We start from the raw sequence: 24,784 nt of genomic DNA, 5'->3' as shown, positions 1-24,784 counted from the left end.
TTCTGTGAAAGGGTGGGCCTTCTCATGTCGTGGCTGAGCCGTCTGACCGAACGCCGCATTCTGAAGTCACTCGCCGAGGGCAAGCTGCAGGGACTGGAGGGCGAAGGCCGCCCCCTGCCCGACCGCAGCGGCGAGGCGCATCTCGACCCCGGCGAGGCCATGGGCTTCCGCATCATGGCCGAGGCCGGCGCGCTGCCCGAGGAAATCACGCTGAAGAAGCAGGTTTCGGCGCAACGGCAGCTGCTCGCGACGCTGACCGATCCCGCCGAGCGCAGGGAAGCCATGGCGAAGCTGGCGGAGCTTCAGATGAAGCAGGCGATGGCCGAGGAGGCGCGCCGCCGCTTCCTGCGCGGCTAATCCTCGTCAGCAACCCTGTCGCGCAGCCTGTAGACCGCGGGAGCCGTGGCAAGCTCATGCGCCTCCAGCGGAGGCGAGAGCAGGTGCCCCTGCCCGGCATCGCACCCCATCGCCATAAGGTAACTCAGCTGGCCGGGTGTCTCGATCCCCTCGGCGACGACCCGGAAGCCGAAGCGGCGGGCAATGCCAAGGATCGCTTCCACCACGGCGCGGTCGCGCGGGCGGGCGCTCAGCCCCTGCACGAACTGGCGATCGATCTTCAGCATGTCCACCGGCCAGTCCTCGAGGTGGCGCAGGCTGCCGTAGCCTGTGCCGAAATCGTCGAGCGCGATGCGGGCCCCGCGCCCGCGGAGTTCGCGGAGAGTTTCGAACGCCCGCCCGCCGGTCTCGCCCAGCATCACGGTCTCGGGGACCTCGATCACGATGGCCGACCAGGGCAGCCTGAGCTCGGAGAGCAGGTCGCCGAGGTCTCCGGCGAAATCGCTGTTGAGCAAATCGAAGCCCGTCACGTTGATCCCGATGCGCAGCGGTGCCCCCCCTGCGGCCGTCCGCTGCGGCAGCGACCGCAGCAGGTGGCTGGCCTGGGTGATCATGCTGCGGGTGAGCTGCTCTGCAAGGACCCCGTTCTCGAAGATCGGCGAGAAGCGCTCCGGCCCAAGCGTCTCTCCCGACGCGCCACGCCAGCGCGCCAGCACCTCGTAGCCAGAGCAATGTCCCGTGGCGAGATCGACGACCGGATGGAACACCGGTCTGATCTCGCCTTCCGCAAGCGCCTCGGAAAAGTCGCGCATGAGCTCGCGCAGGCTGAACCGCAGGTGCCGGTGCGGGTCGAAGGACACCACGCTGCCGCGCCCGTTCTCCTTGGCGGCGTAGAGCGCGGTGTCGGCCAGTTCGAACAGCGCATCATAGCTTTCGCCATGGCGTGGGAAAAACGCCGCGCCCATGCTGACGCTGCCGAGCTCCGGCTTGCCCATGGTCACGCCCAGCCGGGCCAGCGCCTTGCGGCAGGCCTCTGTGGCCCGCACCAGCGCCCCGTCCGCATCCTCCGGCAGCAGCAGCGCGAACTCATCCCCCCCCATCCGCCCGATCAGCGTGTCGGGGCCGAAGCTGCCGCGCAACACTCCGGCGATGGCGCTGAGATAGACGTCGCCGAACTGATGGCCGTGCAGATCGTTGATCTGCTTGAAGTGATCCACGTCCAGAAGAACCAGCGCATGGGGGCCGTGCGCCTCGGCCAGCGTCTGTCGCGCCCTCTCGCGGAAGGTGCAGGCGTTGATCAGCCCGGTGAGCGCGTCCTTCTGGGCCTGTTCCCGAAACTCCGCAGCGTCCAGCTCCAGCGCCGCCATGTCCCGCACCACCGCGAGCTTGGTGCAGCGTTCAATCAGCAGGGCTTCCAGCAGGTCGAGGAAGGGCCGCGCCCGGCGCTCCATATCGTGCGCTGTCTTCGTGTCCGCCTCGTAGCCGAGGATCACCGTGCCCATGTCGCTCCCCGCGTCGGGTCTTGTGTCGGACCCCGTGTCGGGGCCGATGCTCTCGATCAGGAAGCGATAGCTGCGCCCTGCGACCGCACGGCTGACGACCTGGCTGCGCGCGCCGCAGGGAGCCATCTGCTTGCGGTGAGCGATCAGGCATTGCAGCGCCTCCGAGAGCGGCCCGTGCAGCGGAGCGACCATGCGCACGCCGCGCGGACCGACCACCTCGGGCGCGAGATCGACAAGGCAGGCAACCGCGCCACTGAGCGGCAGGGAGGCCGCCCCGATCCTGTCGAGCAGCTCGTCAAGTTCGGAAACCGGCACGCCGTTGCGTCCGAAAGCATCGAGGTCTGGCAGGTCACTCATCATCGCTGATAGCCCCCAGGCACAAAGGAAATCGTCAAATGAATATATCGCGGCGGCCGAAAGGCGCCGGTTCGTTCACACTTTCAATGAAGTATTAAGATCCTATTAACCACGTTCCCGAACAGCCAGGCTGACGCGGTTGGTGCGTGGCCACCATGGCGAGACGCACCAACACACAAAAAACGCCGCCCTCTCGGGCGGCGTTTCTTGCAATCGAGGCACGCCTCTCCGCGCTCAGAGGTAGTCCGAGCGCTGGAGGCCGTATTTTGCCATCTTCTCGTTCAGCGTCCGGCGCGGCAGGCAAAGCTCGTCCATGACGGAAGAGATCGAGCCCTTGTGGCGGCGCATCGTGTTGTCGATCAGCATGCGCTCGAAGGCCTCCACGTATTCCTTCAGCGGCTTGCCCTCGGTGGTCATCACCGGCTGCATGTCCTCGTGGTCGTTCATCAGCAGCGAGGCGATGGTGCCCGTGCCGCGACGCGACTGCAGCACCGCGCGCTCTGCAAGGTTGATGAGCTGGCGCACGTTGCCCGGCCAGGGGGCCTGCAGCAGCTGCGCCGCCTCCTGCGCCGAGACCTGCGGCGAGTCGCAGCCGTATTCGTCCGAGAACTGCTCGGAGAAGCGGGTGAACAGCGTCAGGATGTCCTCGCCGCGCTGGCGCAGCGGCGGCACGGTGATCTTCAGCGCCGCGAGCCGGTAGTAGAGGTCGGGGCGCAGCGCGGTCTCGCAGGTCCGGCCCTCGTCCTGAAGGTTGCAGATCGCCACGATGCGCGTCTCGGGCGGGGTGCCCTGATCGTTGATCACCGACAGAAGGCGGGCCTGCGAGGCGTCCGAGAGGCTCTCGATGTCTTCCAGCACCAGCGTGCCGCCGCGCGCTTCCTCGATCGCCGGAAGGCGCGTGTCCTCGGGCTGCATCGGGCCGAAGAGGCGGCGCATCAGCGCGTCCTCATCCATCGCCGCGCAGGAGATCAGCACGAACTTCTTGCCGGCGCGCGAGCCCACGGCGTGCAGCGCGTGGGCGATCAGCGTCTTGCCGGTGCCGGTTTCGCCATCGATCAGCACGTGGCCGTCGGCCTGGCCGAGGTCGAGCACGTCCTCGCGCAGGCGCTCCATGGCGGGGCTCTGGCCGATCAGCTTGCTCATCAGCTGGCCGCCGTCCGAGAGCTCGCGGCGCAGCACGCGGTTGTCGAGCGTCAGGCGGCGGGCGTTGGTGGCCTTCTTGGCCAGTTCGGACATGCGGTCGGGGTTGAACGGCTTTTCAAGGAAGTCATAGGCCCCGATGCGCATTGCCTCGACCGCCATCGGCACGTCGCCGTGGCCGGTGATCATGATGACGGGCAGCGCGCTGTCGTTGCCCATCAGCTTGCGGAGGAACTGGATGCCATCCATGCCGGGCATGCGGATGTCCGAGATCACGATGCCCGGATAATCCGCGCCAACGGCGCCGAGCGCCTCTTCGGCGCTGGAATAGGTTTCGGTGTCATACCCGGACAGAGCCAGCCACTGGCTGATCGACTGGCGCATGTCCTTCTCGTCGTCGACGATGGCGATCTTCATGGCTTTGGTCATTCGGTCTGGTCGCCTTTTGTTGTGTTCTTTTTACGCGGTCTCATACTGGTCAGGACGGCCCGTCACTCGGCCGCCGCAGGGCTCTGGTTCAAGATAGGAAGCTGCATGTCGAAAACAGCCCCCCCTTCGGTTCCGTTCCGCGCCGTGAGCCGCCCGCCGAGGTCGCTGACGATCCCCGAGGAGATCGCAAGGCCAAGGCCGGTGCCGTCGCCGGGTTGCTTGGTGGTGTAGAAGGGCTCGAACAGCGCATCGAGATCCTCGATGCCATGGCCGTTGTCGCGCACGCTCAGCGTCGCGGTCTCGCCGCTGGCGAGGAGGATTTCGATCTCGGGGTTGGCGACGGACTTGGTCGCGTCGATGGCGTTGCGCAGCAGGTTCACCAGCACCTGCTCGATGCGCATCCGGTCGCCCATCACCATCACCGGCTGGTCGGGCAGGATCTTCGAGATTCGCACCCGCCGCGCCTTCAGCTGCGGCTCCATCATCGACAGCGACGAGGCCAGCGCCTCGGCCATGTCGACGGGCACGAAATTCGCCTGCCCCTTGCGGGCATAGCTCTTGAGCTGGCGGGTGATCGCTCCCATCCGCTCGATCAGGTCATCGATGCGGGAAAAGGCGGTCATCGCCTCCTCGGGGCGGTTGCGCTTGAGCAGCAGCCGTGCCCCGGCAAGATAGGTCTTCATCGCCGCCAGCGGCTGGTTCAGCTCGTGGCTGACCGCGGCCGACATCTCCCCCAGCGCCGCCAGCTTGGAACTCTGCTCCAGCGTCTGCTCGGCGCTCGCGAGGTCCTTCTGCACCTTCTCGCGTTCGGCGATCTCGCGCTGCAGCCGTGCGTTCAGCGCGCGCAGCTCGACGCTTTCGCGCTGGAACAGCGCCATGCGCAGCGCGGTCTTGCGCGACAGCGCGTAGAAGGCCGAGGCCGCCAGCAGCGCAAAGGCCATGATCTCCAGCGCCAGCACCGCGTTCACCTTCTCGCGCACCGAGGCGTAGGTGGTGAAGGTCGCCATGGTCCAGCCACGGAACGGGATGCGCCCGTCGATGCGCATCACCGCCTCGCCGCGCAGATAGGCGTCGGCGGGCAGCGCGGTCCAGTCGGCGGTGGCCTTTATGGCGCGCTCGATGGCGTTCTCGGCAGGCTGCTTGGCCAGCGCCTCGTCCATGGTCAGCCCGCGCCAGCGCGGCTCGGTCGCAAGGATGATCCGCCCCTCGGAGTCGAGCACCGCCACGGCATCGGTGATCCCCGCCCAGGCACGCTCGAACTTGGCAAGATCGACCTCGACCATGATCACGCCGATGGCCGAATTCTGGCTTTCCATGCGGCGCGAGTAGGTGAAGGCATAGCCTCCCGCCTCGCGCTCCTGCACGGTGAAGACGGTGGTATTGGCGCGCAGCGCGTCGACGTAATAGGCCTCGGAGCGGTGGTTCGAGCCGAGCCGGTTGCGGTCGGTCGCCGCCACGGTGCGCCCGTCGCGGTCGAGCAGCATCAGCGAGGCCGCGCCGATCTCGTCGACATAGGAAATCAGCCGCTGCGTCGACTGGCTGAAGTCGCCCGAGTTCAGCGCCCCGATCAGCGCCGGGTCCCGCGCCAGCAGCTGCGGCACGATGGCGTTGCGGCGCAGTTCCGAAAGGATGTTGCCGGAGTAGAGCGCCAGCCGCAGCTCGGCGCGGTTGCGCGTCGAGGCGGTGGAGCGGTCGGTCAGCAGGACGTTGGTGATCCACACCGTGCTGACCGCAAGCACCAGCAAAAGGATAAGCGCCGCCCGCACCCGCCAACTCAGCGGGCCCGAACGCCGTCTGTCTTTCTTGTCACTCGCGAGCTCCGACATGGCGCCCAACTTACGCTGCGCGCCGGGCCGGCTCAAGCGGTGCCGGTCAAGCCTCGGCGAGAGCCGCCGTCAGATTGGCGAAAAGACGCGCACCGTCCTCGTTGCCATGAGCCGGATCGCAGGCCCGCTCGGGGTGCGGCATCATCCCCAGAACGCGGCGGTTCTCCGACAGGATCCCGGCGATGTCGCGGTCCGCGCCATTGGGGTTGTCGGTGTAACGGAAGGCCACGCGGCCCTCGCCTTCCAGCATGTCGAGCGTCGCCGCGTCGGCGGTGTAATTGCCGTCGTGATGGGCAATCGGAATGCCGATCCGCTCGCCCGTCTTGTAGCCGCGGGTGAAGACCGACTGGCTCTCGGCCACTTCCAGCCCCACCGTGCGGCAGATGTACTTGAGGTTCGCGTTGCGCAGCAGCGCGCCCGGCAACAGCCCGGTCTCGGTGAGAATCTGGAAACCGTTGCAGACGCCGAAGACGTAGCCGCCGCGCTCGGCATGGGCCTTCACGTCCCGGCAGATCGGCGAGTTGGCGGCGATGGCGCCGCAGCGCAGGTAGTCGCCGTAGGAGAAGCCGCCCGGCAGGCCGACGATGTCGATGCCCTTGGGCAGCGAGGTGTCCTTGTGCCAGACCATCTCGACCTCGAGCCCGGCCTGTTCGAAGGCCGTCTTCAGATCACGATCGCAGTTCGATCCGGGGAAGACGATGACGGCGGCTTTCATGGGCACTCTCCTGAACGGCCTTGCGACGCGCTGCGGCGCCGCCCCGCCTCAGCGGGTGAAATCGGTGATCACGGCCACACCCGGAGGCGTCGGCCCGTTGAACGCGGCCAGCTCCGCCCCGGCCAGGCTGAGGGGAATCTCGCGCGCGATAAGCGGGCTCATATCCACCTTTCCGCGCGTAATCAATCCAAGCAGCGACGGATAGCGGTGCGAGGGCATGCCGCGGGTGCCGTAGAGCGCCAGGTTGGCCATGTAGACCGCGTTCATGTCCACCTCCTGGATGGCATGGTGTCCCACGGGCATGCCGACCTGCACGTGCCGCCCCAAGGGGCGCAGGCAGCGGATCGAGGCGTTGACGGTCTGCGGAATCCCCAGCGCCTCGACGCTGACATGCGCGCCGCCGCCGGTGATTTCCTTGATCCTGGCCGCGGTATCCTCCGTCGCGGCATTCACCGCCGCATCCATGCCGAGCGAGAGCGCGTGGTCGAGCTTTTCCGTCACCACGTCCACGACCACCACATGCGCGCCGAGCGCGCGGCCGAGGATCGCCGCCGACAGCCCGATGCCGCCCGTGCCATGCACCGCCAGCCACTCGCCCCCCTGCAGCGCCGCGCGCCCGGTCAGCGCGTGCCAGGCGGTGGTCACCCGGCAGCCGAGCCCCGCGGCCAGCGTGGGCGACATGCCCTCGGGCAGCCGGGCAAGGTTGAAATCGCGCGGCACGGCGACGTATTCGGCAAAGGCGCCCGGCTCGATGAACCCCGGCAGACGCTGGTCGAAACAGGTGTGCTGCTGCCCCTCCCGGCACTGCGGGCAGGTGCCGCAGGCCAGGATGAACGGCGCCACCAGCTTGTCGCCGACCTGCCATTGCGAACCCGGCCCGGCCTCGACCACCTCGCCGCAATACTCATGGCCCTGGATCTGCCCCGGCTTCACCCGCGGATGTTCACCCGACCAGCCGTGCCAATCCGAGCGGCAGACGCCGCAGGCCAGCACCTTCAGCACCACGCCATCCGCAGGGCAGTCGGGCATCGGCACCTGCTCGATCGACAGGTCGGAATTATACTCTCGCAGCACGGCAGCGCGCATGGTCGCAGGCATCGGGGTCTCCTCCAGAATCTGCGATCACAGAACGACAGACGTGTGGGAAACACAAGAGCCTCGCGCCGCCGTCACGCCTGCGATGCCTCCGGCGGGGATATTTGAACCTAGAAGAACCCGCGCGCCCTTCTTCTAGGTGCAAATATCCTGGGGGAGCCCGCGCAGCGGGCGGGGGCAAAGCCCCCTCTCGGCAGCGCGCCCGTGGCGCGCGGTTCGGGCCATCCCCGCGTGCCTCTTGAGCAATTGCCCCTGCGGCGATACATCTGCGGGCCTGACAAGAGGACCGTATCCATGCCCATCAAGCTGCCCGAAGATCTTCCCGCCTATGACGTGCTCTCGCGCGAGGGCGTGATGGTCATGTCCGAGGACAGCGCCTCGCGGCAGGATATCCGGCCCCTGCGCATCGCGCTCCTGAACCTCATGCCCAAGAAGATCCAGACCGAGAACCAGTTCGCGCGCCTCATCGGGGCGACGCCGCTGCAGATCGAGTTCAGCCTGATCCGCATGAGCGAGCACCAGACCAAGAACACCGCCGCCGAGCACATGGAGGCCTTCTACCGGCCCTTTGCCGAGGTCGAGGCCTCGGGCGAGAAGTTCGACGGGCTGATCATCACCGGCGCGCCGATCGAGCATCTCGAATTCGCCGATGTGACCTACTGGGACGAGTTGAAACGCGTCTTCGACTGGACGCAGACCCATGTTCACGCCACCTTCGGCGTGTGTTGGGGCGGTATGGCGATGATCAACTATTTCCACGGGGTGAAGAAGCATATCCTGGGCCACAAGGCCTTTGGCTGCGTGCGCCACCAGAACCTCGCCCCCGCCTCGCCTTTCCTGCGCGGCTTCTCGGACGACATGGTGATGCCGGTGTCGCGCTGGACCGAGATGCAGCGCGCCGAGATCGAGGCGGCGGGTCTGCCGGTGCTGATCGACTCACCCGAGACCGGCCCGGCTCTGGTCGAGGACAAGGCGCATCGCGCACTCTATATCTTCAACCACCTCGAGTACGACAGCACCACGCTGAAGGACGAGTACGACCGCGACATCGAGGCCGGCAAGCCGATCAACGTTCCCGCCAACTACTACCCGAACGACGATCCGACGAAAAAGCCGCAGAACCGCTGGCGCAGCCATGCGCACCTGCTCTTCACCAACTGGATCTCGGAAATCTACATGACGACACCCTTCGACCTCACCCGCATCGGCACCGAGTCCACCGACTGGCGCGCCGCGACCAAGGTCGGGGCCTGAGCCATGTGGCAGGCGCTGCTGCCGATTGCCGCGCTGGTGCTGGCGGGCTGCGGGCTCGCCGGCAGCAAGGCGGCAAGAGAGGAAGCCGCCGCAGAGGCCGCCTTTCCGCCCGAGGGCCGCTTCCTGCAGGTGGGCGGCCGCCGGGTGCATTACGTCGAGCAGGGTTCCGGCCCGGCGCTGGTTCTGATCCACGGCGCCAGCGGCAACCTGCGGGACTGGACCTTCGACGCCGTCTCCCGGCTTGCCCCCGACTACCGGGTCATCGCCTTCGACCGCCCGGGGCTCGGCTATACCGAGGCCGAAGCGGATGGTGACAGCATCTTCGAGCAGGCCGCCCTGCTCTCCGCCGCCGCCACGCAGCTCGGCGCGACGCGCCCGATCGTGCTCGGCCAATCCTACGGCGGCGCGGTGGCGCTGGCCTGGGCGGCAGACCATCCCGAGCGGGTCTCGGCGCTGGTCCTGCTGGGCGCGGCCTCGCAGCCCTGGGAAGGCGGGCTGCCGCTTTTCTACAAGCTGACCGCCGGACCCCTGGCGCCGCTGGCCAACCCCGCCATTGCCGCCTTTGCGCCCGACAGCAAGGTGCAGCAGGCGATCACCGAGGTCTTCGCCCCCAACCCGGTACCCGCGGGCTACGCCGAGCATATCGGCGCGCCTCTGACGCTGCGCCGCGCCAGCCTCGACGCCAACGCCCGCCAGCGCGCCAGCCTCAAGGCCGAGATCCGCACGCTCGCCCCGCGGTACCCGGCACTCGATCTGCCGGTCGAACTGATCCACGGCGAGGCCGACTCCACCGTCGGGCTGCAGATCCACTCGGTGCCCACGGCGGCGCAGATCCCCGGCGCGCATCTTGTCACCCTGCCCCGCATCGGCCACATGCCGCAGCACGTCAGCCCGGCGCAGATGGACGCCGCCATCGCCCGCGCCGCCGCGCGCGCGGGTTTGCGCTAGCCACTCCGACACGGCATATTGACCGTGAGATTTCAACACGAAGGACCCAAGCCCGTGTCCAAGCCCTTCGACGGCGCGATCAGCGCCTATTTCGACAAGAAGGCCCCCAAGGAAATCCGCGAGGCGATCCGCCGCGCCGACAAGGACGACATCCTCTCGCCGAGCTACCCCTATTCCGAGGAGATGAAGGGCAAGGCCTACGACAAGCAGATGCAGGCGCTGCAGATCGAGCTGATGAAGCTGCAGCGCCACGTCAAGGCCAGCGGGGCGCGCGTCGCCATCCTCTTCGAGGGGCGCGACGCCGCCGGCAAGGGCGGCACGATCAAGCGCTTCCGCGAGAACCTCAACCCGCGTGGCGCGCGGGTGGTGGCGCTGTCGAAGCCCTCGGACACCGAGGCGACGCAATGGTACCTGCAGCGCTACATCGACCACCTGCCGGCGGGCGGCGAGATCGTCTTCTTCGACCGCAGCTGGTACAACCGCGGCGTGGTGGAAAAGGTCTTCGGCTTCTGCACCGAGGCGCAGCGCGAGCATTTCTTCGCGCAGGTGCCCGACTTCGAGAAGATGCTGGTCGAGGAAGGCATCAAGCTCTTCAAGTTCTGGCTCAATGTCGGCCGCGCCGAACAACTGCGCCGCTTTCTTGAACGCGAGAGCGATCCGCTCAAGCAGTGGAAGCTCTCGGCCATCGATGTCGACGGGCTGAAGCTCTGGGACGAGTATGGCGCGGCGATCCACGAGACGCTGTCCCGCACCCACAGCGCCGCAGCGCCCTGGACGGTGATCCGCTCGGACGACAAGAAGCGCGCCCGGATCGAGGCGATCCGCCACGTGCTGACCCACCTCGACTACGACAACAAGGATGCACGCAACGTCGGCGTGCCCGATCCCAAGATCGCCGGGGGCCCCGAAGTCTGGGATGGGTAAACAGGGCTACCACCACGGCAACCTGCGCCAGGCGCTGGTCGAGGCGGCGCTGCTGCTGATCGAGGAGAAGGGCCCGACGGGCTTCACCCTCTCGGAGGCGGCGAAACGCGCCGGGGTCACCCCCGCCGCGGTCTACCGGCATTTCTCGGGGCGCGAGGACCTCATCGCCGAGGCGGCGCGGCAGGGCTACGAGATCTTCGGCGACCTCATGCAATACGCCTATGACAGCGGCCAGCCCTCGGCGCTGGCGGCCTTCGAAGCGACCGGCCGCGCCTATCTCGCCTTCGCCCGCCGCTACCCCGGCCATTACATCGCGATGTTCGAAAGCGGCGTGTCGGTGAACCACTCGCCGGAGCTGGCCGCCGCCTCGCGCCATGCCCGCGGCGTGCTGGAAAAGGCCGCTGCCGAGCTTTCGCAGCACATCCCCCCGGAAAAGCGCCCGCCCGCCTCGATGTTCTCGGCGCATGTCTGGGCGATGAGTCACGGCGTGGTCGAGCTTTTTGCCCGAAACTCTCCCGGCACCCAGTCGCCCTTTCCCGCCGACGAGTTGCTCGAGACCGGCATCGGCATCTACCTGCGTGGCCTCGGCCTCATCCCGCCCGACGCCTGAGCCTTCTTCTAGGCACAAATATCCCGGGGGAGCCGCGCAACGCGCGGCGGGGGCGGAGCCCCCTCACTAACAAATTGCCGCGCAACGCGCGGCGGGGGCGGAGCCCCCGTCGACCCCACCACCAGGACCGCAGCATGACCCAAAAGACCTTCTTCCTCGGCCTCGGCGGCCAGAAATGCGGCTCGACCTGGATCCAGGCCTACCTGAACCGGCAGCAGGGCAGCGACTTCGGCCGCCTTGGCGAATACCAGGTCTGGGAGCATCAGCTCGGCGGCGTCTTCGACCGCTACAAGGTGCCGCAGCCGCCGCTGAAGGAGCGGCTGCGGGCGCGGCTGAAGACCTCGGTGGGGGCCGATGAGCCCGCGCAGCACCTGCGCTGGCGCCTGCAATCGGACCCGGAGACCTATTTCGACTATTTCGCCGCGCTGCTGGCGCGGCCGGGCATCACCCGCACCGGCGACATCACCCCCTCCTACGCCGCGTTGCCGCCCGAGACGCTGGCGCTTATCCGCGACGGCTTCGCCCGCCGCGGCATCACGGTGAAGGCGATCTTCTCCATGCGTGACCCGGTGGACCGGCTGCGCTCGCACATGCGCATGGAGATGGCCAAGGACCGGCTCACCTCCGAAGAGGGCAACGCCGCGCCGCTGCGGGCCTTCTACGCCACCGAGGAGGCCGCGGCGCGCAGCCGCTACGACCGCACGATCGCCGCCATCGAGCAAGCCTTCGCACCCGAGGACCGATACCTGTGCCTCTTCGAGGACCTCTTCGGCCCCGAGGGCATCGCCGCCCTTTCCGGCTTCGCCAAAGTGCCCTGTGATCCCTCGCAAGGGGGCCAGGCGGTCAACGCACGGGCCAAGGGGGCGGGCACCCTGCCCGAGGCTCTGCTGGCCGAGATCGCGGCGCATTACCGCCCCGCCTACGAGGCCGCCGCTGCTCGGCTGCCCCGCGTCCGCGACCTCTGGCCCTCGGCCCCCTACGCGCTCACCAGCGCATGAGGCCGAGCGCCACCAGCTGCTCCGGCCGCTCGTAGCGCAGCGAGTTCTCGTCGAGAAAACCGTTTTCCACCCCGCCCATCTTCGCCAGAAGCTCGGCGTAGTAGCGGTACTTGGCAGCGCCATTGGCATGCGCGCCCCAGGCGATCGCCCGGTCGATCTTCGCCGCGAATTCCGAGGTGTAGACGAAATGCGCCAGGGTCAGCAGCACCGTCTGCGAGGGCGGCAGATTGGCGTTATGCGTGTCGATAAGCCGGCTCTCGCTGCTGCGCAGGACCATCGGTGTCTTGTGCCGCGCGGCCTTCTGGAAGCTCTGCGCCTTGCGCACCCGCGACGGCATGTAGAGCCGGTGCCAGCCGCGACGCTCGACTTTCGGCGTGATGGCGTAGCGCTCGAACAGCCGCGCGGTCTTGCTCTCGCCGACCAGTTCGGCCCCCTCGGGTGACAGCGCGACAAGCTGCTCGGCCTGGAAATAGGGATAGGCCGCGAGCAATGCCTCGAAACTCTCGGGCAGCGGGCCGGACAGACCCGTCACCGAGGCCGGGAAGAACTCGACCACCGAGGCGACCGCGGCCGCCGCGCCTTCTGCCTTGAGCCGTGCGGCGATCTCCTGCAGCGCGCCGACACCCGGCGGCAGGAAGAGGAACTCGTCGGCATCGACGTAGGTCACATAGGCGCCGTCGAACCACAGGTGCGGCAGGGCGATCTTGTAGAAGATCCCCGCACGCTGACGTTTCGGCCCTTGCCCCTCGAGCTGGATCTCGATCTCGTCACCATAGGCGCGCCGGGTGCGCACCACGCAGCAATCGGGTTGCGCCTCGAGCCATGCGCCGGTGCCATCGTCCGAGCCGTCGTCGATGATCAGGAACTGCTCGGCGCCGATGCCGCGGTAGTGCTCGAAAAACGCGGGGCAAAAGGCAATCTCGTTGCGGAAGGTCGAGAAGATCGTCAGCTTGCCTGGGTCTACGGGGCGCGAGACACTCGCGACCAGCTCCCCGACGCGATCCATCGTATATGGAGCCATGCCGGGCCCTCCCTCTGCGCATTCCGTCCGCGACGCGCCGCAGGTCCCCGAGGCGGACAGACCAAGCGAGCATCATTCCACCGCCAGTCCTAGCGCCTGCCCCCAAAAAGAAAAAGGCACCTTCGAGAGACGGCCCTCGCGCGTCGGCCGAACGGGATTCGCGCCGCATTTGATGCGGGCCTCATGTGCTCGGCTGAGGCGCGAAGCTTCGCGCTCTGCCGCACGGTATCGACACAGCGGACTCTGCGCAGGTAAAGCGGCCAATCTGAATGCCTCGGCAGGCGTGCGCAGCGCAAGCGCCCGATCAGGGCGCCGGTTGTTGAGGAAGGCGATCCGGTCCCCGATCACGCGCATCGAATGTCGGATGCTTTCTAGCACGCCTTGCTCCTCCAGTGTCCAAGCGCGGCGGGACCTCCGCCTCGACCCGGCCGATCAGCGCGTGCTCCAGGGCAGCGCTGGCGGTCATGGCCTTGCCGGTCCAGATGCGCGAGATCGGTCATCCCCCTCTCGTTCGGCGAATCTGCGACAGAACGGAGTGCATGGATACGGGTCCGCGTGCCCAGGGCGCGCTTGCGGAGCTGCCAGCCCTCGATCCGGAAGAACCGCTGTTCCCTGTTCTTGCTGAAGCCCGGGAGCGAGGCCACCCTGCAATCGCCGAAGGACAGCTTCTCCCCGATCCTTTTGCTGATCGGATCTGCAAAGCGGGGCTCGACCTTCGGCGCGGCTTTCACCGGCTTCCAGTAGACCGTCCGCTGGTGGAATGCCGAACCAGGTGCCGAGCTTGGCGATCGACACCGCGACGCCCACGGCCAAGAGGCCCTGCTGGATGCGACGGATCACTCCCCGTCCTGCGCGTCCAGCAGGGCCCGGAGCTGCTGCTCCTATTGCTCACGGAGCGAGCGGGTTGGCGCACAGCGCGTTCCCCATGCCGCGTTTCGCATCCTCGACCCAGCCCTCGGGCCTCGGTGGGTGTGAGGTCAAGGGACCAGCGCGCCTCCGAAACGGTCGTCTTGCCCTGGATGATCTCGATCACCAGCGCGTTCGGATGCATCCTCGAACCAATGGCGGATCGCATCCTCGCTCCGCGTCGCCGTCCACCGCTCGATGCCGTCGTCCATCGCCATACCCATTGCCACGTTTCCCGTGTAGCATGAGCAGGTTCGAGACACGCCCCGTCCGACCTCACTCGGGACAGGGAGGTCCCCGGCCGCAGCGACACCGCCCCCCGCAAGAAGAACGGGCGATCCCTGCCCCCTCCGAAAACGCAAAAAAAGCGCAGTCGAAACTGCGCTTTTTCCAATCTTTGCACTGTCGCGAAAGCGTAGGGATTAACGCTTCGAGAACTGGAAGCTGCGGCGTGCCTTGCGCTTACCGAACTTCTTACGCTCGACGACGCGGCTGTCGCGGGTCAGGAAGCCTGCGGCTTTCAGCGCGCTGCGCAGCGACGGATCGTAGAGCTGCAGGGCTTTCGAGATGCCGTGCTTGACCGCACCGGCCTGACCCGAGAGACCGCCGCCTTTGACGGTGGCGTAGACGTCGAACTGGTCTTCCACACCGGCGATGGTGAAGGGCTGGCGCAGGATCATCTGCAGCACCGGGCGGGCGAAGTAGACGGACTGTTCCTTGCCGTTCACCACGACCTTGCCGGAGCCCGGCTTGATCCAGACGCGGGCAACCGCGTCCTTCCGCTTGCCGGTCGCGTAGGAGCGGCCAAGCGCGTCACGGACGGGCTCGCGCGGGGTTTCAACGACTGCGGGTGCAGTTTCGATGCCGGCTGCGGCGCCGAGCTCTTCCAGGGAGTTGATCTGATCGGCCATGATTACACCCGGGTGTTTTTCTTGTTCATCGACTTGACGTCCAGCACTTCCGGCGACTGTGCCTCGTGCGGATGCGCCGCGCCTGCGTAGATGCGCAGGTTGGTCAGTTGCTTGCGCGACAGACGGTTGCCCGGCAGCATGCGCTTGACGGCCTGGAACACGACGCGCTCGGGGTGTGCACCCTCGAGGATCTGGGCCTTGGTGCGGGACTTGATGCCGCCCGGGTGGCCGGTGTGCCAGTAGAAGTGCTCTTCACGCTTCTTGCCGGTCATCTGCACCTTGTCGGCGTTGATGACGATGACATTGTCGCCCATGTCCATGTGCGGGGTGAAGGTAGCCATGTGCTTGCCGCGCAGACGCATGGCAATGATCGAGGCGAGACGGCCGAGAACGACGCCTTCCGCGTCGATCACGATCCATTTCTTCTCGATGTCTGCAGGAGTCGCAGAGAAGGTTTTCATCGTGGGTGCCCTTGAGCTGTTCAAAGAGGACCCGCCTGGGGGGTCCGAATTCCGATGGGCGGGTTATAAGCCCGCGCGCAGCACAGTCAAGCGCCTTATCCTTGCATTTATCTATGTAAAACAGATACTTAAAAAAACGGTATCTAAATACCCCAATTTTCGGCCCCCCTCCCGCTCAGACGATCATCTGTTCAGGCGGATCGTCCAGAAGCCGGCGCAGCCGCAGGATCGCCTGCTCGAACTCGGCGAGCGGCACCTGCCCGTTCATCCCGATGCGCACCGCGTGCGGCGCGAAGGCGTCGCGCAGGGCGAAATCCTCGCCGGGGCGCACCTGCACGCCCTGCGCCTCAGCCGCCATGCAGAAGGCGGCGGCGCGCCAGCCGGGCGGCAGCCGCAGCCAGACAAAGGGCGCCTCCTCGCTCCAGCGCAGCTCGTGCCCGCCGAGGAAATTGACTGTGCTGCGCACGTAAAGCGCATTGCGCTCGCGCACGGCTCGGACAATCTGCCTGGTCTCCTGCCGCGCCAGCACATCGGCCACCAGCTCGGCCAGCGGCAGGGCCAATCCGAAGAAACCGTATTCCGCCGCGCGCCGCAGGTCGCCGCGCCGCGCCCTCGGCGCGATGGCGAAGCCGACCCGCAGGCCGGGGGTCAGCGTCTTCGAGATCGACGAGACGAACCAGCCCTGCTCGGGCAGCATCGCCCGGTAGGTCTCGCAGCGCGCCTGGCCAAGGAAGGTGCTGTCATCTTCGAGAATATGCAGCCCGCAGCTCCGCGCCACCTCGGCGATCTCGCGCCGCCGCTCGGGCGGCGTGACGATGGTGGTGGGGTTGTGCATCGCCGGAGAGGTGCAGAGCAACTGCGCCTCGTGCCGGCGCGCCAGGTCGCGAAGCGCGTCGGGACGGATGCCCTTCTCGTCCATCGGCACAGTCACCGGCTCGGCCCGCAGCAGCTCGGCGGCGCGCCGAAAACCGGGATAGCACAGCTCCTCGACCAGCACGACCGGACGCCGCCCGCGCAGCACCGCCTGCATCACCAGCGAGATGCCGTTCTGCGCCCCGTGGCTCAGCACGAGATCCTCGTGATGCACCTGCCCCAGAGGCACGTCCGACAGCCAGTCGAGCGCCGCCTGCCGCGCCGGCGCGAAAGCACGGGGGGTGGGATAATCCATGAGGCCCGGCGCCGGGCGCGCCGCGATGCGCGCCAGCGCCTCGCGCACCAGTCCCACCTGCCCGAGGTCAGGAATGCGCCCGGTGAAAAGGCTCACCATCCGGTCGCCGGTCTCGGTCACCTCGCGCGGGGCGCTCTCGATCAGCAGCGGCGCCGCCAGCTTCAATTCGCCGCGCACGAAGGTGCCGCGCCCGACCTCGGCGACCAGTACGCCCTCGTCGGTGAGGATTGTATAGGCCCGCGCCACCGTTCCGGGCGTCATGCCGAGTCGCCATCCCAGCTCGCGCACCGGCGGCAACCGCGTGCCCGACACCAGCTGCCCCTGCGTCACCCCCTCCCGCAAAGCGCTTGCGAGAACACGATATTTCGGCCCCGACGCCTGATTTTCGAACAGCTCGAAAATTGTATCGGTCACAATGTTTTGCTCGACGGTCATCTTGGCACAATGTATCAATATACCCATGAGATCAAGATAATTGTACCGATACAATACTGGAGACACACCGATGGCACCTGCCGCACACGCCCCGCTAATCGCTTATCTCGACGCGCAGCACCCGCTGCCGCCGTTTGCCGCGCTGGCGCTCCGCGTGGCGGTGGTGACCGCGCAATGGTCAGAGCGTCGCCGTACCCGCCGTGCGTTGATGGACCTCGACGACCATCTGCTGCGCGACGTCGGACTGGAACGGCACGTCGCCCTGCGGGAGGCGCGCCGCAAGTTCTGGCAGGGCTGATCCCCGGACCTGACAGGACCTCTTCCCCTGGGCGCGAGGCATCCCCTCGCGCCTTTTTTCATGCCCGCCCCTCCCCGCCCCCAGCTGCACGCCGCACGCCGCACGCCGCACGGGTGACGACGGCATGCCGGCGTATTTGGAAAGAGAAGAAGCCCGGAGGTCCGCAGACCGCCGGGCGTCATGCCGTCTTCTTCTAGGGTCAAATATCCCGGGGGAGCGGCGCGCAGCGGCGCGGGGGCAGAGCCCCCTCCGGCCGCGCCGTCAGCGCCCCGCGAGACCGTCGCGCAGCAGCGCCAGGACCGCCTCGCGCGGCACGTCGGCGGTGACGAAGGCGCGGCCGATGCCATGCGCGAGAATGAAGCGGATCGCGCCATCGAGCACCTTCTTGTCCTGGCCCATCAGCTCGTAGAGCCGCTCCGCCGAAGGCAGCGAGCCGGGGATGTCCGACAAGTCGCGCTTCATGCCCATCTCGCCAAGATGCGCGCGCAGCCGCGACGGATCCTCCTGCGGGCAGAGCCCGAGCCGCGCAGAGAGCTCGAAGGCCAGCGCGCAGCCGATCGCCACCCCCTCGCCGTGCAGCAGCCGGTCCGAATAGCCCGTCGCCGCCTCAAGCGCGTGGCAGAAGGTGTGGCCGAGGTTGAGCAGCGCACGGTCGCCCTGCTCGGTCTCGTCACGGACCACGATCTCGGCCTTCATCTCCACCGAGCGGGTCACCGCATGGGCGAGCGCCGCGGGGCGGCGGGCCAGCAGGTCCCCGGCGCTCGCCTCGAGCCAGGTGAAGAACTGCGCGTCGCCGAGCAGCCCGTATTTCACCACCTCGCCGTAGCCGGCGAGAAAGTCGCGCGGGGTGAGCGTCTGCAGCACCTCGATGTCCGCCAGCACCAGCGAGGGCTGGTGGAAGGCACCGATCAGGTTCTTGCCCGCCGGCGAGTTGATCCCGGTCTTGCCGCCGACCGAGCTGTCGACCTGCGCCAGAAGCGAGGTCGGGATCTGCACGAAGCGCACGCCGCGGCGCAGGATGGCGGCGGCGAAACCCACCAGGTCGCCGATCACCCCGCCGCCGAGCGCCACCACGATGTCGCGCCGCTCGACCTTTTGCGCCAGCAGCCATTCGGTGACCCGCTCGAGCTCGCGCCAGCACTTGGTGGCCTCGCCGGGGGTGAGCAGCAGCGCCTCGCAGGCGATGCCCTCGGCAGCGAGACCCGCCTTCAGCGCTTCGAGATGCGCGGCGGCGACGGTCTCGTCGCTGACCACCACGACCCGTCTGCGCCCGCCGAGCAGCGGCGCGATCTCGGCCCCGGCGCGCGCCAGAAGCCCCGACCCGATCCGCACGTCATAGGCGCGCGCGCCCAGGTCCACGTGCACGGGCCGTGGCTGCATCACATCGCTCATCAGTTTTCCTCCAACACGTCCGGACGCGTCTTCAGCGTCTCGATCACCTTGCGGGCCATGGCGTCGATGGACAGGCCCTGCTCCGATTTCACCGCCAGATCGGCCAGCGCGTAGACCGGCACCCGGCGGTCATAGATCTCGCTCAGCGTGGCAAGCGGGTCGGGCGTGCGCAGCAGCGGCCGCGTGTCCTTGTGACGAACCCGCCCCCAGAGCACCTTGAGATCGGCATCGAGCCAGACCGCGACGCCCTTCTCGGTGATCATGCTGCGGTTGCCCTCGGCCATATAGGCGCCGCCGCCGGTCGACAGCACCGCCGGGCGGGCGTCGAGCAGCCGCTCGATCACCTGCGATTCCTTGCGCCGGAAGAAGGCCTCGCCGTCGCGGGCGAAGATCTCGGCGATGGTCATGTTGGCCGCCTTCTCGATCTCGGCATCCGAATCGCGGAACGGCACGTTCAGGGCAGAGGCGAGCGCCCGGCCAACGGCCGATTTCCCCGCTCCCATCATGCCCACAAGCACAACTGTCTTTTTCAACTTCGGGTTCAATCCCCTTGTTTCTCGGCCCTGCATCGCCAATTCTGCCTCCTGAGGCCGTGAATGACGTGTCACTGCCGAAAAGGCTAGGTATAAGTGACAAAAAACATGAGGCAGGACTACTGAGCATATGGGACGACTGTTCAAACCCCTTCTGATCCTTCTCCTGCTGGCGGTGATTGCGCTGGTGGCCTACGCCTATATCGGCCCCTACTTCGGCGCGGACTTCTCGCCGCCGCAGACGGAGATCCGCCAGCCCGTGGAGCTTGATGCGAACTAGGCTTCTTCTCTGCGCCCTTGCCCTGGGCGCGCCGACGGCGGTTGCCGCCGAGGCCCCGCTTGCCGCCATCGACTGGCTCAAGCGCGGCCCCGGCGTGAGCGCAGCCCTGCCCCTTCCCGGCGCCCCGGCCGCGGGCGGTCTGGCCGTGCCGCAGGTCGAACGCGCCCGGCGCGACGAGCCGCCTGTGGCCACCTCGGGCGACACGCCGGACGTGCAGAGCGCTCCACTCGACGCCCCCAGCGCCGAGGCGGCGGGGCTGCTGTCGAGCGCCCTCACCGGCTTGCCGCGCACGCTCTGGTCAGCCTCTGACGCGGCCGAGCTCGCGGCGCTGATCGAGCGGGTCGAGCCCGCGGTGCCGGCGCTCTCGGCGCAGCTGCTGACGCTGCTGCTCGCCGAGGCGGATGCACCCGGCGGCTCCGGCTCGCTGCTGGTGGCGCGCATCGACCGGCTGATGGACGAGGGCGCGGTGGATGCCGCGCTGGCGCTCGTCGAACAGGCCGGCGGCGACAGCGATGCCGCGATCTTCGCGCGCTGGCTCGACCTGTCGCTGATTGCCGCCGACGACGAACCCGCCTGCCGCGCGCTGGGACGCAAGCCGCATCTGACCGAGGACATCGCCACGCGGATCTACTGCGACGCGCGCATCGGCAACTGGGAACATGCGGTCACCGTCTACGGCTCGGCCGAGGCGCTCGGCCAGATCGGCCCGCGCGACGCCGAGCTGCTGGCCCGCTATCTCGATCCCGAGCTGGTGGACGCCTCCGAGCCACTGAACCCGCCGGCGCGGCCGACGCCGCTGGAATTCCACCTCTTCGAGGCGGTGGGCGAGGCGCTGCCCACGCAGCCGCTGCCGCGCATGTTTGCCGCCGCCGACCTGTCCGGCAACAGCGGCTGGCGGGCGCAGATCCTCGCCGCAGAGCGGCTGGCACGGCGTGGGACGCTGTCCGAGAACCGGCTGCTCGGCATCTACACCGACCGTGAGCCCGCGGCCTCGGGCGGCGTCTGGGACCGGGTCGCCGCGGTACAGGAGCTCGAGGCGGCGCTCACAGCGGGCCGCGCCGATCTGATCGGCCCTGCCCTGCTCGCCGCCTGGCCGCAGATGCGCAGCGCCGGCCTGCTGGTGCCCTTCTCCGAGCTTTACGCGCCGCGCCTGCAGGGGCTCGACCTCGACCCGCGCGCCGCGGCACTGGCGCAGCGCGCCGCGTTGCTCTCGCCGGATTACGAGGCCGCCGCCCGCCAGTTGCCCGCACGCAGCGGCCTGATGCGCGCCGTGGCTGCGGTGGCCCAGGGCGACATGCCAGAGGCCATCCCGCTTACCCCCGCCGCGCAGGCCGTGGCCGAGGCCTGGCGTCCCGATGCCGAGGTGCCGCCCGACCTGGCCGCGCTGCTGCGCGCGGACAAGCTGGGCGAGGCGATCCTGCGCGCCATCGCGCTGTTCCAGTCGGGCGCGCAGGGCAACCACGCCGACCTGACCGGGGCGCTGGCGACGCTGCGCCACGTCGGCCTCGAGGACACCGCGCGCCGTGCGGCGATCCAGCAGATCATCCTCTCGGACGAAGGCGCGCCGCTGTGAGCGCCGGCAACTGGGTCTCGGCCTTTCTCGAGGCGCAGGTCGCCGAGCGTGGCGCGGCGGAGAACACCCAGGCCGCCTATGCCCGCGACCTCTCGGCCTTCACCGCCTGGCTCGCGGCGCGCCGCCTCGATCTCGCGACGGCGCAGCGCGGCGATGTCGAGGCCTATCTGATCGGCTGCGAGGCCGAGGGGCTGGCGGTCTCGACCCGCGCGCGCCGGCTCTCGGCGATCAAGCAGCTCTACCGCTTCGCCTTCGAGGAAGCTCTGCGCAGCGACAATCCGGCGGTGCAAATCGCCGGGCCGGGCCGCCCCAGGCGCCTGCCCAAGACGCTGTCGACCGAAGAGGTCGACCGGCTGCTCGACGCCGCCGAGCGGCACGGGCGCAGCGCCGACGACCGGCTGCGCAACAGCTGCCTGATGCAGCTTCTCTATGCCACCGGCATGCGGGTGAGCGAGCTTGTCACCCTGCCGCTCTCGGCGGCGCGGGGCGATCCGCGCATGCTGCTGATCCGCGGCAAGGGTGGCAAGGAACGCATGGTGCCGCTCTCCGGACCGGCGCGGCTGGCATTGGCCGACTGGCTGGCCCGGCGCGACCAGCAGGAGACGTTGAACCGGGCCGAGGGCAAGCCCGCCTCGAGCGCCCTCTTCCCCTCGCGCGGCAAGGCCGGGCATCTGACCCGCCATGCCTTCTACGTGATGATCAAGGACATCGCCGTGGCCGCGGGCGTCTCTCCCGCCAAGGTCACGCCGCACACTCTGCGCCATGCCTTTGCCACGCATCTGCTGGCCAATGGCGCCGACCTGCGCGCCATCCAGACCTTCCTCGGCCATGCGGACGTGGCCACCACCGAGATCTATACGCATGTTCTCGAGGAGCGGTTGCGCGAACTGGTGCTCGACCACCACCCGATGGCCCGCGACTGACACGCCTGCACCGAGACGCTTGAACCGAGACGCCTGCAACGGGCCAAGGCCCCGCCCTTTCTTCTAGGCGAAAATATCCCGGGGGCGCGGGGGCAGCGCCCCCGCTTTGACCCGCGTGTGGCGGCAGCGCGCCCGGGTCTGGCTCAGCCTCAGGCGTGAACCTCGGTATAGGTGCCCTCGCCCGCGAGGATGCCGCGGAAGCCGCCCGGCTCGTTCAGCGAGAAGACGATCAGCGGCATCTTGTTGTCGCGCGCCAGAGCGATCGCCGAGGCGTCCATCACCTTGAGGTTGTCGCGCAGCACATCATCGTAGGAGATGCGATCGTAGCGCTTGGCGTCCGGGTTGGTCTTCGGATCGCAGTCGTAGATCCCGTCGACGTTCTTGCCCATGAAGATCGCCTCGCAGGCCATCTCGTTGGCGCGCAGCGACGAGGCGGTGTCGGTGGTGAAATAGGGGTTGCCGGTGCCCGCGGCGAAGATGCAGACCCGCTTCTTCTCGAGGTGGCGCACGGCGCGGCGGCGGATGTAGGGCTCGGCCACCTCGTCCATGCGAATGGCCGAGATCACCCGGGTGAAGACACCCAGTTCCTCGAGCGCCGACTGCATCGCGAGCGCGTTCATCACCGTGGCGAGCATGCCCATGTAGTCGGCGGTGGTGCGCTCCATGCCCTGCGCCGAGCCGGCGAGGCCGCGGAAGATGTTGCCGCCGCCGATCACCATGCAGATCTCGACGCCCATGTCGTGCACCGACTTCACTTCGCGGGCGATCCGCTCGACGGTCGGCGGGTGCAGGCCGTAGCCCTGGTCGCCCATGAGCGCTTCCCCCGAGATTTTCAGCATCACACGCTTGAAGGTGGTTTGGGGCTGCTCGGTCATGTTGCGCTCCGTCTGTGCACGATCCAAATTGCGGCTATATGTGACCGAAAATGCCTGCGCCTGCAATGCTGCGGGCCCTCCGCAAGAAAGGATCACCGGTGCCCGATCTGGTGAAACAATATGCGCCCGATCCGGCTCTTCCGGTGCTGATCGCCGGGCCCACCGCCAGCGGCAAGTCCGCCCTGGCACTGGAAATCGCCGAATCTGCCGGCGGGACAGTCATCAATGCCGACGCGCTTCAGGTCTTCGCGGACTGGCGGGTTTTGACCGCGCGGCCCTCGCGAGAAGAAGAAAGCCGCGCGCCGCACCTGCTCTACGGTCACGTTCCGGGCAGCCAAGCCTATTCCGTGGGCGACTGGCTGCGCGACCTGACGCCGCTGCTGGCCGGCCAGAGACCGATTATCGTCGGCGGCACCGGACTTTACTTCGCAGCGCTCACCGGGGGGCTGGCGGCGATTCCGGAAACCCCGCCCGAGGTCCGGTCCCGCGCGATGGCCCGGCTCGAGGCCGGGGAGCTGACCGCGATGGTCGCGGAACTCGACCCCGAGAGCCGCGCCCGCATCGACTGCCAGAACCCGATGCGGGTGCAGCGCGCCTGGGAGGTGCTGACCGCCACCGGCCGCGGCATCGCCGCCTGGCAGGCCGAGACGCCGCCGCCGCTGCTGCCGCTCGCCCAGGCGCAGCCGATCCTCTTCGACGTCCCGAAAGACTGGCTCAACGAGCGCATCGCCCGGCGTTTCCGGAAGATGATCGAGGAGGGCGCGCTGGACGAGGCGCGTGCCAACCTCGAGACCTGGCACCCTGCCCTGCCCTCGGCCAAGGCAATCGGCGCCGCCGAGTTGATTGCCCATCTGAAGGGCGCTCTGAGCCTCGACGAGACCGTTGCGCGCGGCGCCATCCTCACGCGGCAGTTCGCCAAGCGCCAGCGGAGCTGGTTCCGCGCCCGAATGAAGGACTGGCCGCGCTATTGCCCGGCGGAGGCGCTGGCATGACGGCAGAGGCGGTGTCCGGACAGGGCGGCATCCGCCTCCTGTCGCCGGGCCAGCAGCCAGCCTGGGCCTATGGCCTGCTGCATGACCGCCCCGAGACGACCCTGCTGTGGCTCACCCGCGGACAGGGCAAGATCACCCTCGGCGGGGTGCGCCGCGGGCTCGGAACGCACAGCGCGGTGTTGATCCCGCCGCGCAGGCTCTTCGCGCTCGATCTCGGGCCGCAGAGCCTTGCGCTGATCCTGCATGCTCCCGGCGGCGACGAAAGTGCCTTCCCCGATGCGCCGGTGCACCTGCGGGTGCGTGACGCCCTGGCCCAGGCCGAGCTGACCTCGGTGCTGGAGTCGATCCAGCGCGAACTGAGCCGCGGCCGGCCGCATCTGGACGAGGCGCTCGCCGCCTATGTCCGGCTGGCGGCGGTCTGGCTGCGGCGCCAGCGGCAGGAAGGCATCAGCGACGCGCCCGACGAGAGCGCGGCGCAGCGGCTGTCCGAGGCCTATGCCGGCTCGGTCGTCGCGGGCTACCGCTGCGTCGCCGGGCCGGGTGCCATGGCGGCGGGCCTGGGCGTCACCGGCACCCACCTGACCCGCGCCTGCCGCGCCAGCTGCGGGCGCTCGGCGCAGCGCATCCTGTCGGAGCGCAAGCTGCACGAGGCGCAGCGCCTTCTTCTGGACCGCGAGACGCCGGTCGCCACGATCGCCGCGGCGCTCGGCTTCGCCAGCCCGGCCTATTTCACCCGCTTCATCCGCAAGCAGACCGGCCGGACCCCGAGCGAGCTGCGCGCCGGGACCGGACAGGCCGCGCGTCCGGTCGGCCGCAGCGTGTCGCTGCGCCGACGCTGACGCGCAACCGCGGCAGGTGTCCCGGCGCAATCTGGGCGTTACC

At 68.4% G+C, this 24,784-nt stretch carries 25 protein-coding genes; 12 read left to right on the top strand and 13 right to left on the bottom strand.

Annotated elements, in window-relative coordinates:
• Positions 1-24 precede the first annotated feature (24 nt).
• Positions 25-357: a DnaJ family domain-containing protein gene (locus IQ782_RS01620; protein WP_194132857.1), complete on the top strand. Its 333-nt coding sequence runs from the start codon at positions 25-27 to the stop codon at positions 355-357.
• Here IQ782_RS01620 and IQ782_RS01615 read toward each other — a convergent pair.
• The 5 genes from IQ782_RS01615 to IQ782_RS01595 form a co-directional block, all read right to left on the bottom strand.
• Positions 354-2,195, bottom strand: coding sequence for a putative bifunctional diguanylate cyclase/phosphodiesterase (locus IQ782_RS01615; RefSeq protein WP_194132856.1), 1,842 nt, complete (start codon positions 2,193-2,195; stop codon positions 354-356). The genes IQ782_RS01620 and IQ782_RS01615 overlap by 4 nt on opposite strands.
• A 234-nt stretch (positions 2,196-2,429) precedes the next feature.
• Positions 2,430-3,764: a sigma-54-dependent transcriptional regulator gene (locus IQ782_RS01610; protein WP_092420755.1), complete on the bottom strand. Its 1,335-nt coding sequence runs from the start codon at positions 3,762-3,764 to the stop codon at positions 2,430-2,432.
• 62 nt (positions 3,765-3,826) lie between these two features.
• Entirely contained in the window at positions 3,827-5,590 is a 1,764-nt protein-coding gene (locus IQ782_RS01605; RefSeq protein ID WP_194132855.1) for a sensor histidine kinase, read from the bottom strand.
• Between the two features lie 46 nt (positions 5,591-5,636).
• The gene (gene purQ / locus IQ782_RS01600; RefSeq protein ID WP_194132854.1) at positions 5,637-6,305 is read right to left on the bottom strand and encodes a phosphoribosylformylglycinamidine synthase subunit PurQ; all 669 of its coding nucleotides are present in this window, start codon (positions 6,303-6,305) and stop codon (positions 5,637-5,639) included.
• Between the two features lie 48 nt (positions 6,306-6,353).
• Positions 6,354-7,391, bottom strand: a complete 1,038-nt coding sequence (locus IQ782_RS01595; RefSeq protein ID WP_194133195.1) for a zinc-binding dehydrogenase — start codon at positions 7,389-7,391, stop codon at positions 6,354-6,356.
• Positions 7,392-7,694: 303 nt separating this feature from the next.
• Here IQ782_RS01595 and IQ782_RS01590 point away from each other — a divergent pair, with 303 nt between their 5' ends.
• The 5 genes from IQ782_RS01590 (at position 7,695) to IQ782_RS01570 (ending at position 12,134) form a co-directional block, all read left to right on the top strand.
• Positions 7,695-8,654 carry a homoserine O-succinyltransferase gene (locus IQ782_RS01590; RefSeq protein WP_194132853.1) on the top strand — a complete coding sequence of 320 codons (960 nt, stop codon included), beginning with the start codon at positions 7,695-7,697 and terminating at the stop codon, positions 8,652-8,654.
• 3 nt (positions 8,655-8,657) lie between these two features.
• Positions 8,658-9,602, top strand: coding sequence for an alpha/beta fold hydrolase (locus IQ782_RS01585; RefSeq protein WP_194132852.1), 945 nt, complete (start codon positions 8,658-8,660; stop codon positions 9,600-9,602).
• A 54-nt stretch (positions 9,603-9,656) separates the two neighbouring features.
• Complete coding sequence (gene ppk2, locus IQ782_RS01580) at positions 9,657-10,526, top strand: polyphosphate kinase 2 (RefSeq protein WP_194132851.1); 870 nt, start codon at positions 9,657-9,659, stop codon at positions 10,524-10,526.
• Positions 10,519-11,136: a TetR/AcrR family transcriptional regulator gene (locus tag IQ782_RS01575; RefSeq protein ID WP_194132850.1), complete on the top strand. Its 618-nt coding sequence runs from the start codon at positions 10,519-10,521 to the stop codon at positions 11,134-11,136. Before ppk2 ends, IQ782_RS01575 begins: the two co-directional genes overlap by 8 nt.
• 134 nt (positions 11,137-11,270) lie before the next feature.
• Positions 11,271-12,134 carry a sulfotransferase family protein gene (locus tag IQ782_RS01570; RefSeq protein WP_194132849.1) on the top strand — a complete coding sequence of 288 codons (864 nt, stop codon included), beginning with the start codon at positions 11,271-11,273 and terminating at the stop codon, positions 12,132-12,134.
• Here the strand turns inward: IQ782_RS01570 and IQ782_RS01565 are convergent.
• The 5 genes from IQ782_RS01565 to IQ782_RS01545 form a co-directional block, all read right to left on the bottom strand.
• Positions 12,121-13,155: a glycosyltransferase family 2 protein gene (locus IQ782_RS01565; RefSeq protein ID WP_194132848.1), complete on the bottom strand. Its 1,035-nt coding sequence runs from the start codon at positions 13,153-13,155 to the stop codon at positions 12,121-12,123. The two genes, IQ782_RS01570 and IQ782_RS01565, sit on opposite strands and share 14 nt — an antisense overlap.
• Positions 13,156-13,227: 72 nt before the next feature.
• On the bottom strand, positions 13,228-13,533 hold the full coding sequence (locus tag IQ782_RS01560) for a hypothetical protein (protein ID WP_194132847.1): 306 nt from the start codon (positions 13,531-13,533) through the stop codon (positions 13,228-13,230).
• 950 nt (positions 13,534-14,483) lie between these two features.
• The gene (gene rpsI, locus IQ782_RS01555; protein ID WP_194132846.1) at positions 14,484-14,972 is read right to left on the bottom strand and encodes a 30S ribosomal protein S9; all 489 of its coding nucleotides are present in this window, start codon (positions 14,970-14,972) and stop codon (positions 14,484-14,486) included.
• A 2-nt stretch (positions 14,973-14,974) separates the two neighbouring features.
• Complete coding sequence (gene rplM / locus IQ782_RS01550) at positions 14,975-15,433, bottom strand: 50S ribosomal protein L13 (RefSeq protein ID WP_194132845.1); 459 nt, start codon at positions 15,431-15,433, stop codon at positions 14,975-14,977.
• A 175-nt stretch (positions 15,434-15,608) separates the two neighbouring features.
• Positions 15,609-17,036, bottom strand: a complete 1,428-nt coding sequence (locus tag IQ782_RS01545; RefSeq protein ID WP_194132844.1) for an aminotransferase-like domain-containing protein — start codon at positions 17,034-17,036, stop codon at positions 15,609-15,611.
• 70 nt (positions 17,037-17,106) lie between these two features.
• Between IQ782_RS01545 and IQ782_RS01540 the strand changes: the two genes are divergently transcribed.
• Entirely contained in the window at positions 17,107-17,334 is a 228-nt protein-coding gene (locus tag IQ782_RS01540) for a DUF1127 domain-containing protein (RefSeq protein WP_194132843.1), read from the top strand.
• Positions 17,335-17,595: 261 nt separating this feature from the next.
• Here the strand turns inward: IQ782_RS01540 and aroB are convergent, their stop codons facing one another.
• Together aroB and IQ782_RS01530 are read right to left on the bottom strand one after the other, a co-directional pair.
• Positions 17,596-18,726: a 3-dehydroquinate synthase gene (aroB, locus tag IQ782_RS01535; protein ID WP_240989021.1), complete on the bottom strand. Its 1,131-nt coding sequence runs from the start codon at positions 18,724-18,726 to the stop codon at positions 17,596-17,598.
• Entirely contained in the window at positions 18,726-19,295 is a 570-nt protein-coding gene (locus tag IQ782_RS01530; RefSeq protein WP_194132842.1) for a shikimate kinase, read from the bottom strand. Before IQ782_RS01530 ends, aroB begins: the two co-directional genes overlap by 1 nt.
• 94 nt (positions 19,296-19,389) lie before the next feature.
• On the opposite strand from IQ782_RS01530, the gene IQ782_RS01525 reads away from it, so the two are divergent.
• From IQ782_RS01525 to IQ782_RS01515, 3 genes are read left to right on the top strand one after another with little or no spacing between them, the layout of a single operon-like run.
• Complete coding sequence (locus tag IQ782_RS01525; RefSeq protein WP_194132841.1) at positions 19,390-19,539, top strand: hypothetical protein; 150 nt, start codon at positions 19,390-19,392, stop codon at positions 19,537-19,539.
• Positions 19,529-21,112: a hypothetical protein gene (locus tag IQ782_RS01520; RefSeq protein WP_194132840.1), complete on the top strand. Its 1,584-nt coding sequence runs from the start codon at positions 19,529-19,531 to the stop codon at positions 21,110-21,112. The genes IQ782_RS01525 and IQ782_RS01520 overlap by 11 nt, the downstream gene beginning before the upstream one ends.
• Positions 21,109-22,035: a tyrosine recombinase gene (locus IQ782_RS01515; protein WP_194132839.1), complete on the top strand. Its 927-nt coding sequence runs from the start codon at positions 21,109-21,111 to the stop codon at positions 22,033-22,035. The genes IQ782_RS01520 and IQ782_RS01515 overlap by 4 nt, the downstream gene beginning before the upstream one ends.
• A gap of 149 nt (positions 22,036-22,184) precedes the next feature.
• Here the strand turns inward: IQ782_RS01515 and pyrH are convergent, their stop codons facing one another.
• Positions 22,185-22,910, bottom strand: a complete 726-nt coding sequence (gene pyrH / locus IQ782_RS01510; RefSeq protein WP_092420687.1) for a UMP kinase — start codon at positions 22,908-22,910, stop codon at positions 22,185-22,187.
• A gap of 65 nt (positions 22,911-22,975) precedes the next feature.
• Between pyrH and miaA the strand changes: the two genes are divergently transcribed.
• Both miaA and IQ782_RS01500 read left to right on the top strand, forming a co-directional pair.
• Positions 22,976-23,902: a tRNA (adenosine(37)-N6)-dimethylallyltransferase MiaA gene (miaA, locus tag IQ782_RS01505; protein ID WP_240989062.1), complete on the top strand. Its 927-nt coding sequence runs from the start codon at positions 22,976-22,978 to the stop codon at positions 23,900-23,902.
• Complete coding sequence (locus IQ782_RS01500) at positions 23,899-24,741, top strand: helix-turn-helix transcriptional regulator (RefSeq protein ID WP_194132837.1); 843 nt, start codon at positions 23,899-23,901, stop codon at positions 24,739-24,741. The genes miaA and IQ782_RS01500 overlap by 4 nt, the downstream gene beginning before the upstream one ends.
• Positions 24,742-24,784 lie beyond the last annotated feature (43 nt).

This window comes from Salipiger mangrovisoli, from assembly GCF_015223355.1.
GTDB lineage: Bacteria > Pseudomonadota > Alphaproteobacteria > Rhodobacterales > Rhodobacteraceae > Salipiger > Salipiger mangrovisoli.
This window is presented reverse-complemented; position numbering and strand designations above follow the sequence as displayed.

Excerpts from the sequence above, each read along its gene's own strand:
- IQ782_RS01610 (WP_092420755.1), bottom strand. The coding sequence starts at position 3,764 with ATGACCAAAGCCATGAAGATCGCCATCGTCGACGACGAGAAGGACATG.
- IQ782_RS01540 (WP_194132843.1), top strand. The coding sequence starts at position 17,107 with ATGGCACCTGCCGCACACGCCCCGCTAATCGCTTATCTCGACGCGCAG.
- IQ782_RS01605 (WP_194132855.1), bottom strand. The coding sequence starts at position 5,590 with ATGTCGGAGCTCGCGAGTGACAAGAAAGACAGACGGCGTTCGGGCCCG.
- IQ782_RS01590 (WP_194132853.1), top strand. The coding sequence starts at position 7,695 with ATGCCCATCAAGCTGCCCGAAGATCTTCCCGCCTATGACGTGCTCTCG.
- IQ782_RS01530 (WP_194132842.1), bottom strand. The coding sequence starts at position 19,295 with ATGCAGGGCCGAGAAACAAGGGGATTGAACCCGAAGTTGAAAAAGACA.
- IQ782_RS01570 (WP_194132849.1), top strand. The coding sequence starts at position 11,271 with ATGACCCAAAAGACCTTCTTCCTCGGCCTCGGCGGCCAGAAATGCGGC.
- IQ782_RS01520 (WP_194132840.1), top strand. The coding sequence starts at position 19,529 with ATGCGAACTAGGCTTCTTCTCTGCGCCCTTGCCCTGGGCGCGCCGACG.
- IQ782_RS01615 (WP_194132856.1), bottom strand. The coding sequence starts at position 2,195 with ATGAGTGACCTGCCAGACCTCGATGCTTTCGGACGCAACGGCGTGCCG.
- rplM (WP_194132845.1), bottom strand. The coding sequence starts at position 15,433 with ATGAAAACCTTCTCTGCGACTCCTGCAGACATCGAGAAGAAATGGATC.
- IQ782_RS01620 (WP_194132857.1), top strand. The coding sequence starts at position 25 with ATGTCGTGGCTGAGCCGTCTGACCGAACGCCGCATTCTGAAGTCACTC.
- IQ782_RS01545 (WP_194132844.1), bottom strand. The coding sequence starts at position 17,036 with ATGACCGTCGAGCAAAACATTGTGACCGATACAATTTTCGAGCTGTTC.
- IQ782_RS01585 (WP_194132852.1), top strand. The coding sequence starts at position 8,658 with ATGTGGCAGGCGCTGCTGCCGATTGCCGCGCTGGTGCTGGCGGGCTGC.
- aroB (WP_240989021.1), bottom strand. The coding sequence starts at position 18,726 with ATGAGCGATGTGATGCAGCCACGGCCCGTGCACGTGGACCTGGGCGCG.
- IQ782_RS01525 (WP_194132841.1), top strand. The coding sequence starts at position 19,390 with ATGGGACGACTGTTCAAACCCCTTCTGATCCTTCTCCTGCTGGCGGTG.
- IQ782_RS01565 (WP_194132848.1), bottom strand. The coding sequence starts at position 13,155 with ATGGCTCCATATACGATGGATCGCGTCGGGGAGCTGGTCGCGAGTGTC.
- IQ782_RS01500 (WP_194132837.1), top strand. The coding sequence starts at position 23,899 with ATGACGGCAGAGGCGGTGTCCGGACAGGGCGGCATCCGCCTCCTGTCG.
- rpsI (WP_194132846.1), bottom strand. The coding sequence starts at position 14,972 with ATGGCCGATCAGATCAACTCCCTGGAAGAGCTCGGCGCCGCAGCCGGC.
- miaA (WP_240989062.1), top strand. The coding sequence starts at position 22,976 with ATGCTGCGGGCCCTCCGCAAGAAAGGATCACCGGTGCCCGATCTGGTG.
- purQ (WP_194132854.1), bottom strand. The coding sequence starts at position 6,305 with ATGAAAGCCGCCGTCATCGTCTTCCCCGGATCGAACTGCGATCGTGAT.
- IQ782_RS01595 (WP_194133195.1), bottom strand. The coding sequence starts at position 7,391 with ATGCGCGCTGCCGTGCTGCGAGAGTATAATTCCGACCTGTCGATCGAG.
- IQ782_RS01575 (WP_194132850.1), top strand. The coding sequence starts at position 10,519 with ATGGGTAAACAGGGCTACCACCACGGCAACCTGCGCCAGGCGCTGGTC.
- pyrH (WP_092420687.1), bottom strand. The coding sequence starts at position 22,910 with ATGACCGAGCAGCCCCAAACCACCTTCAAGCGTGTGATGCTGAAAATC.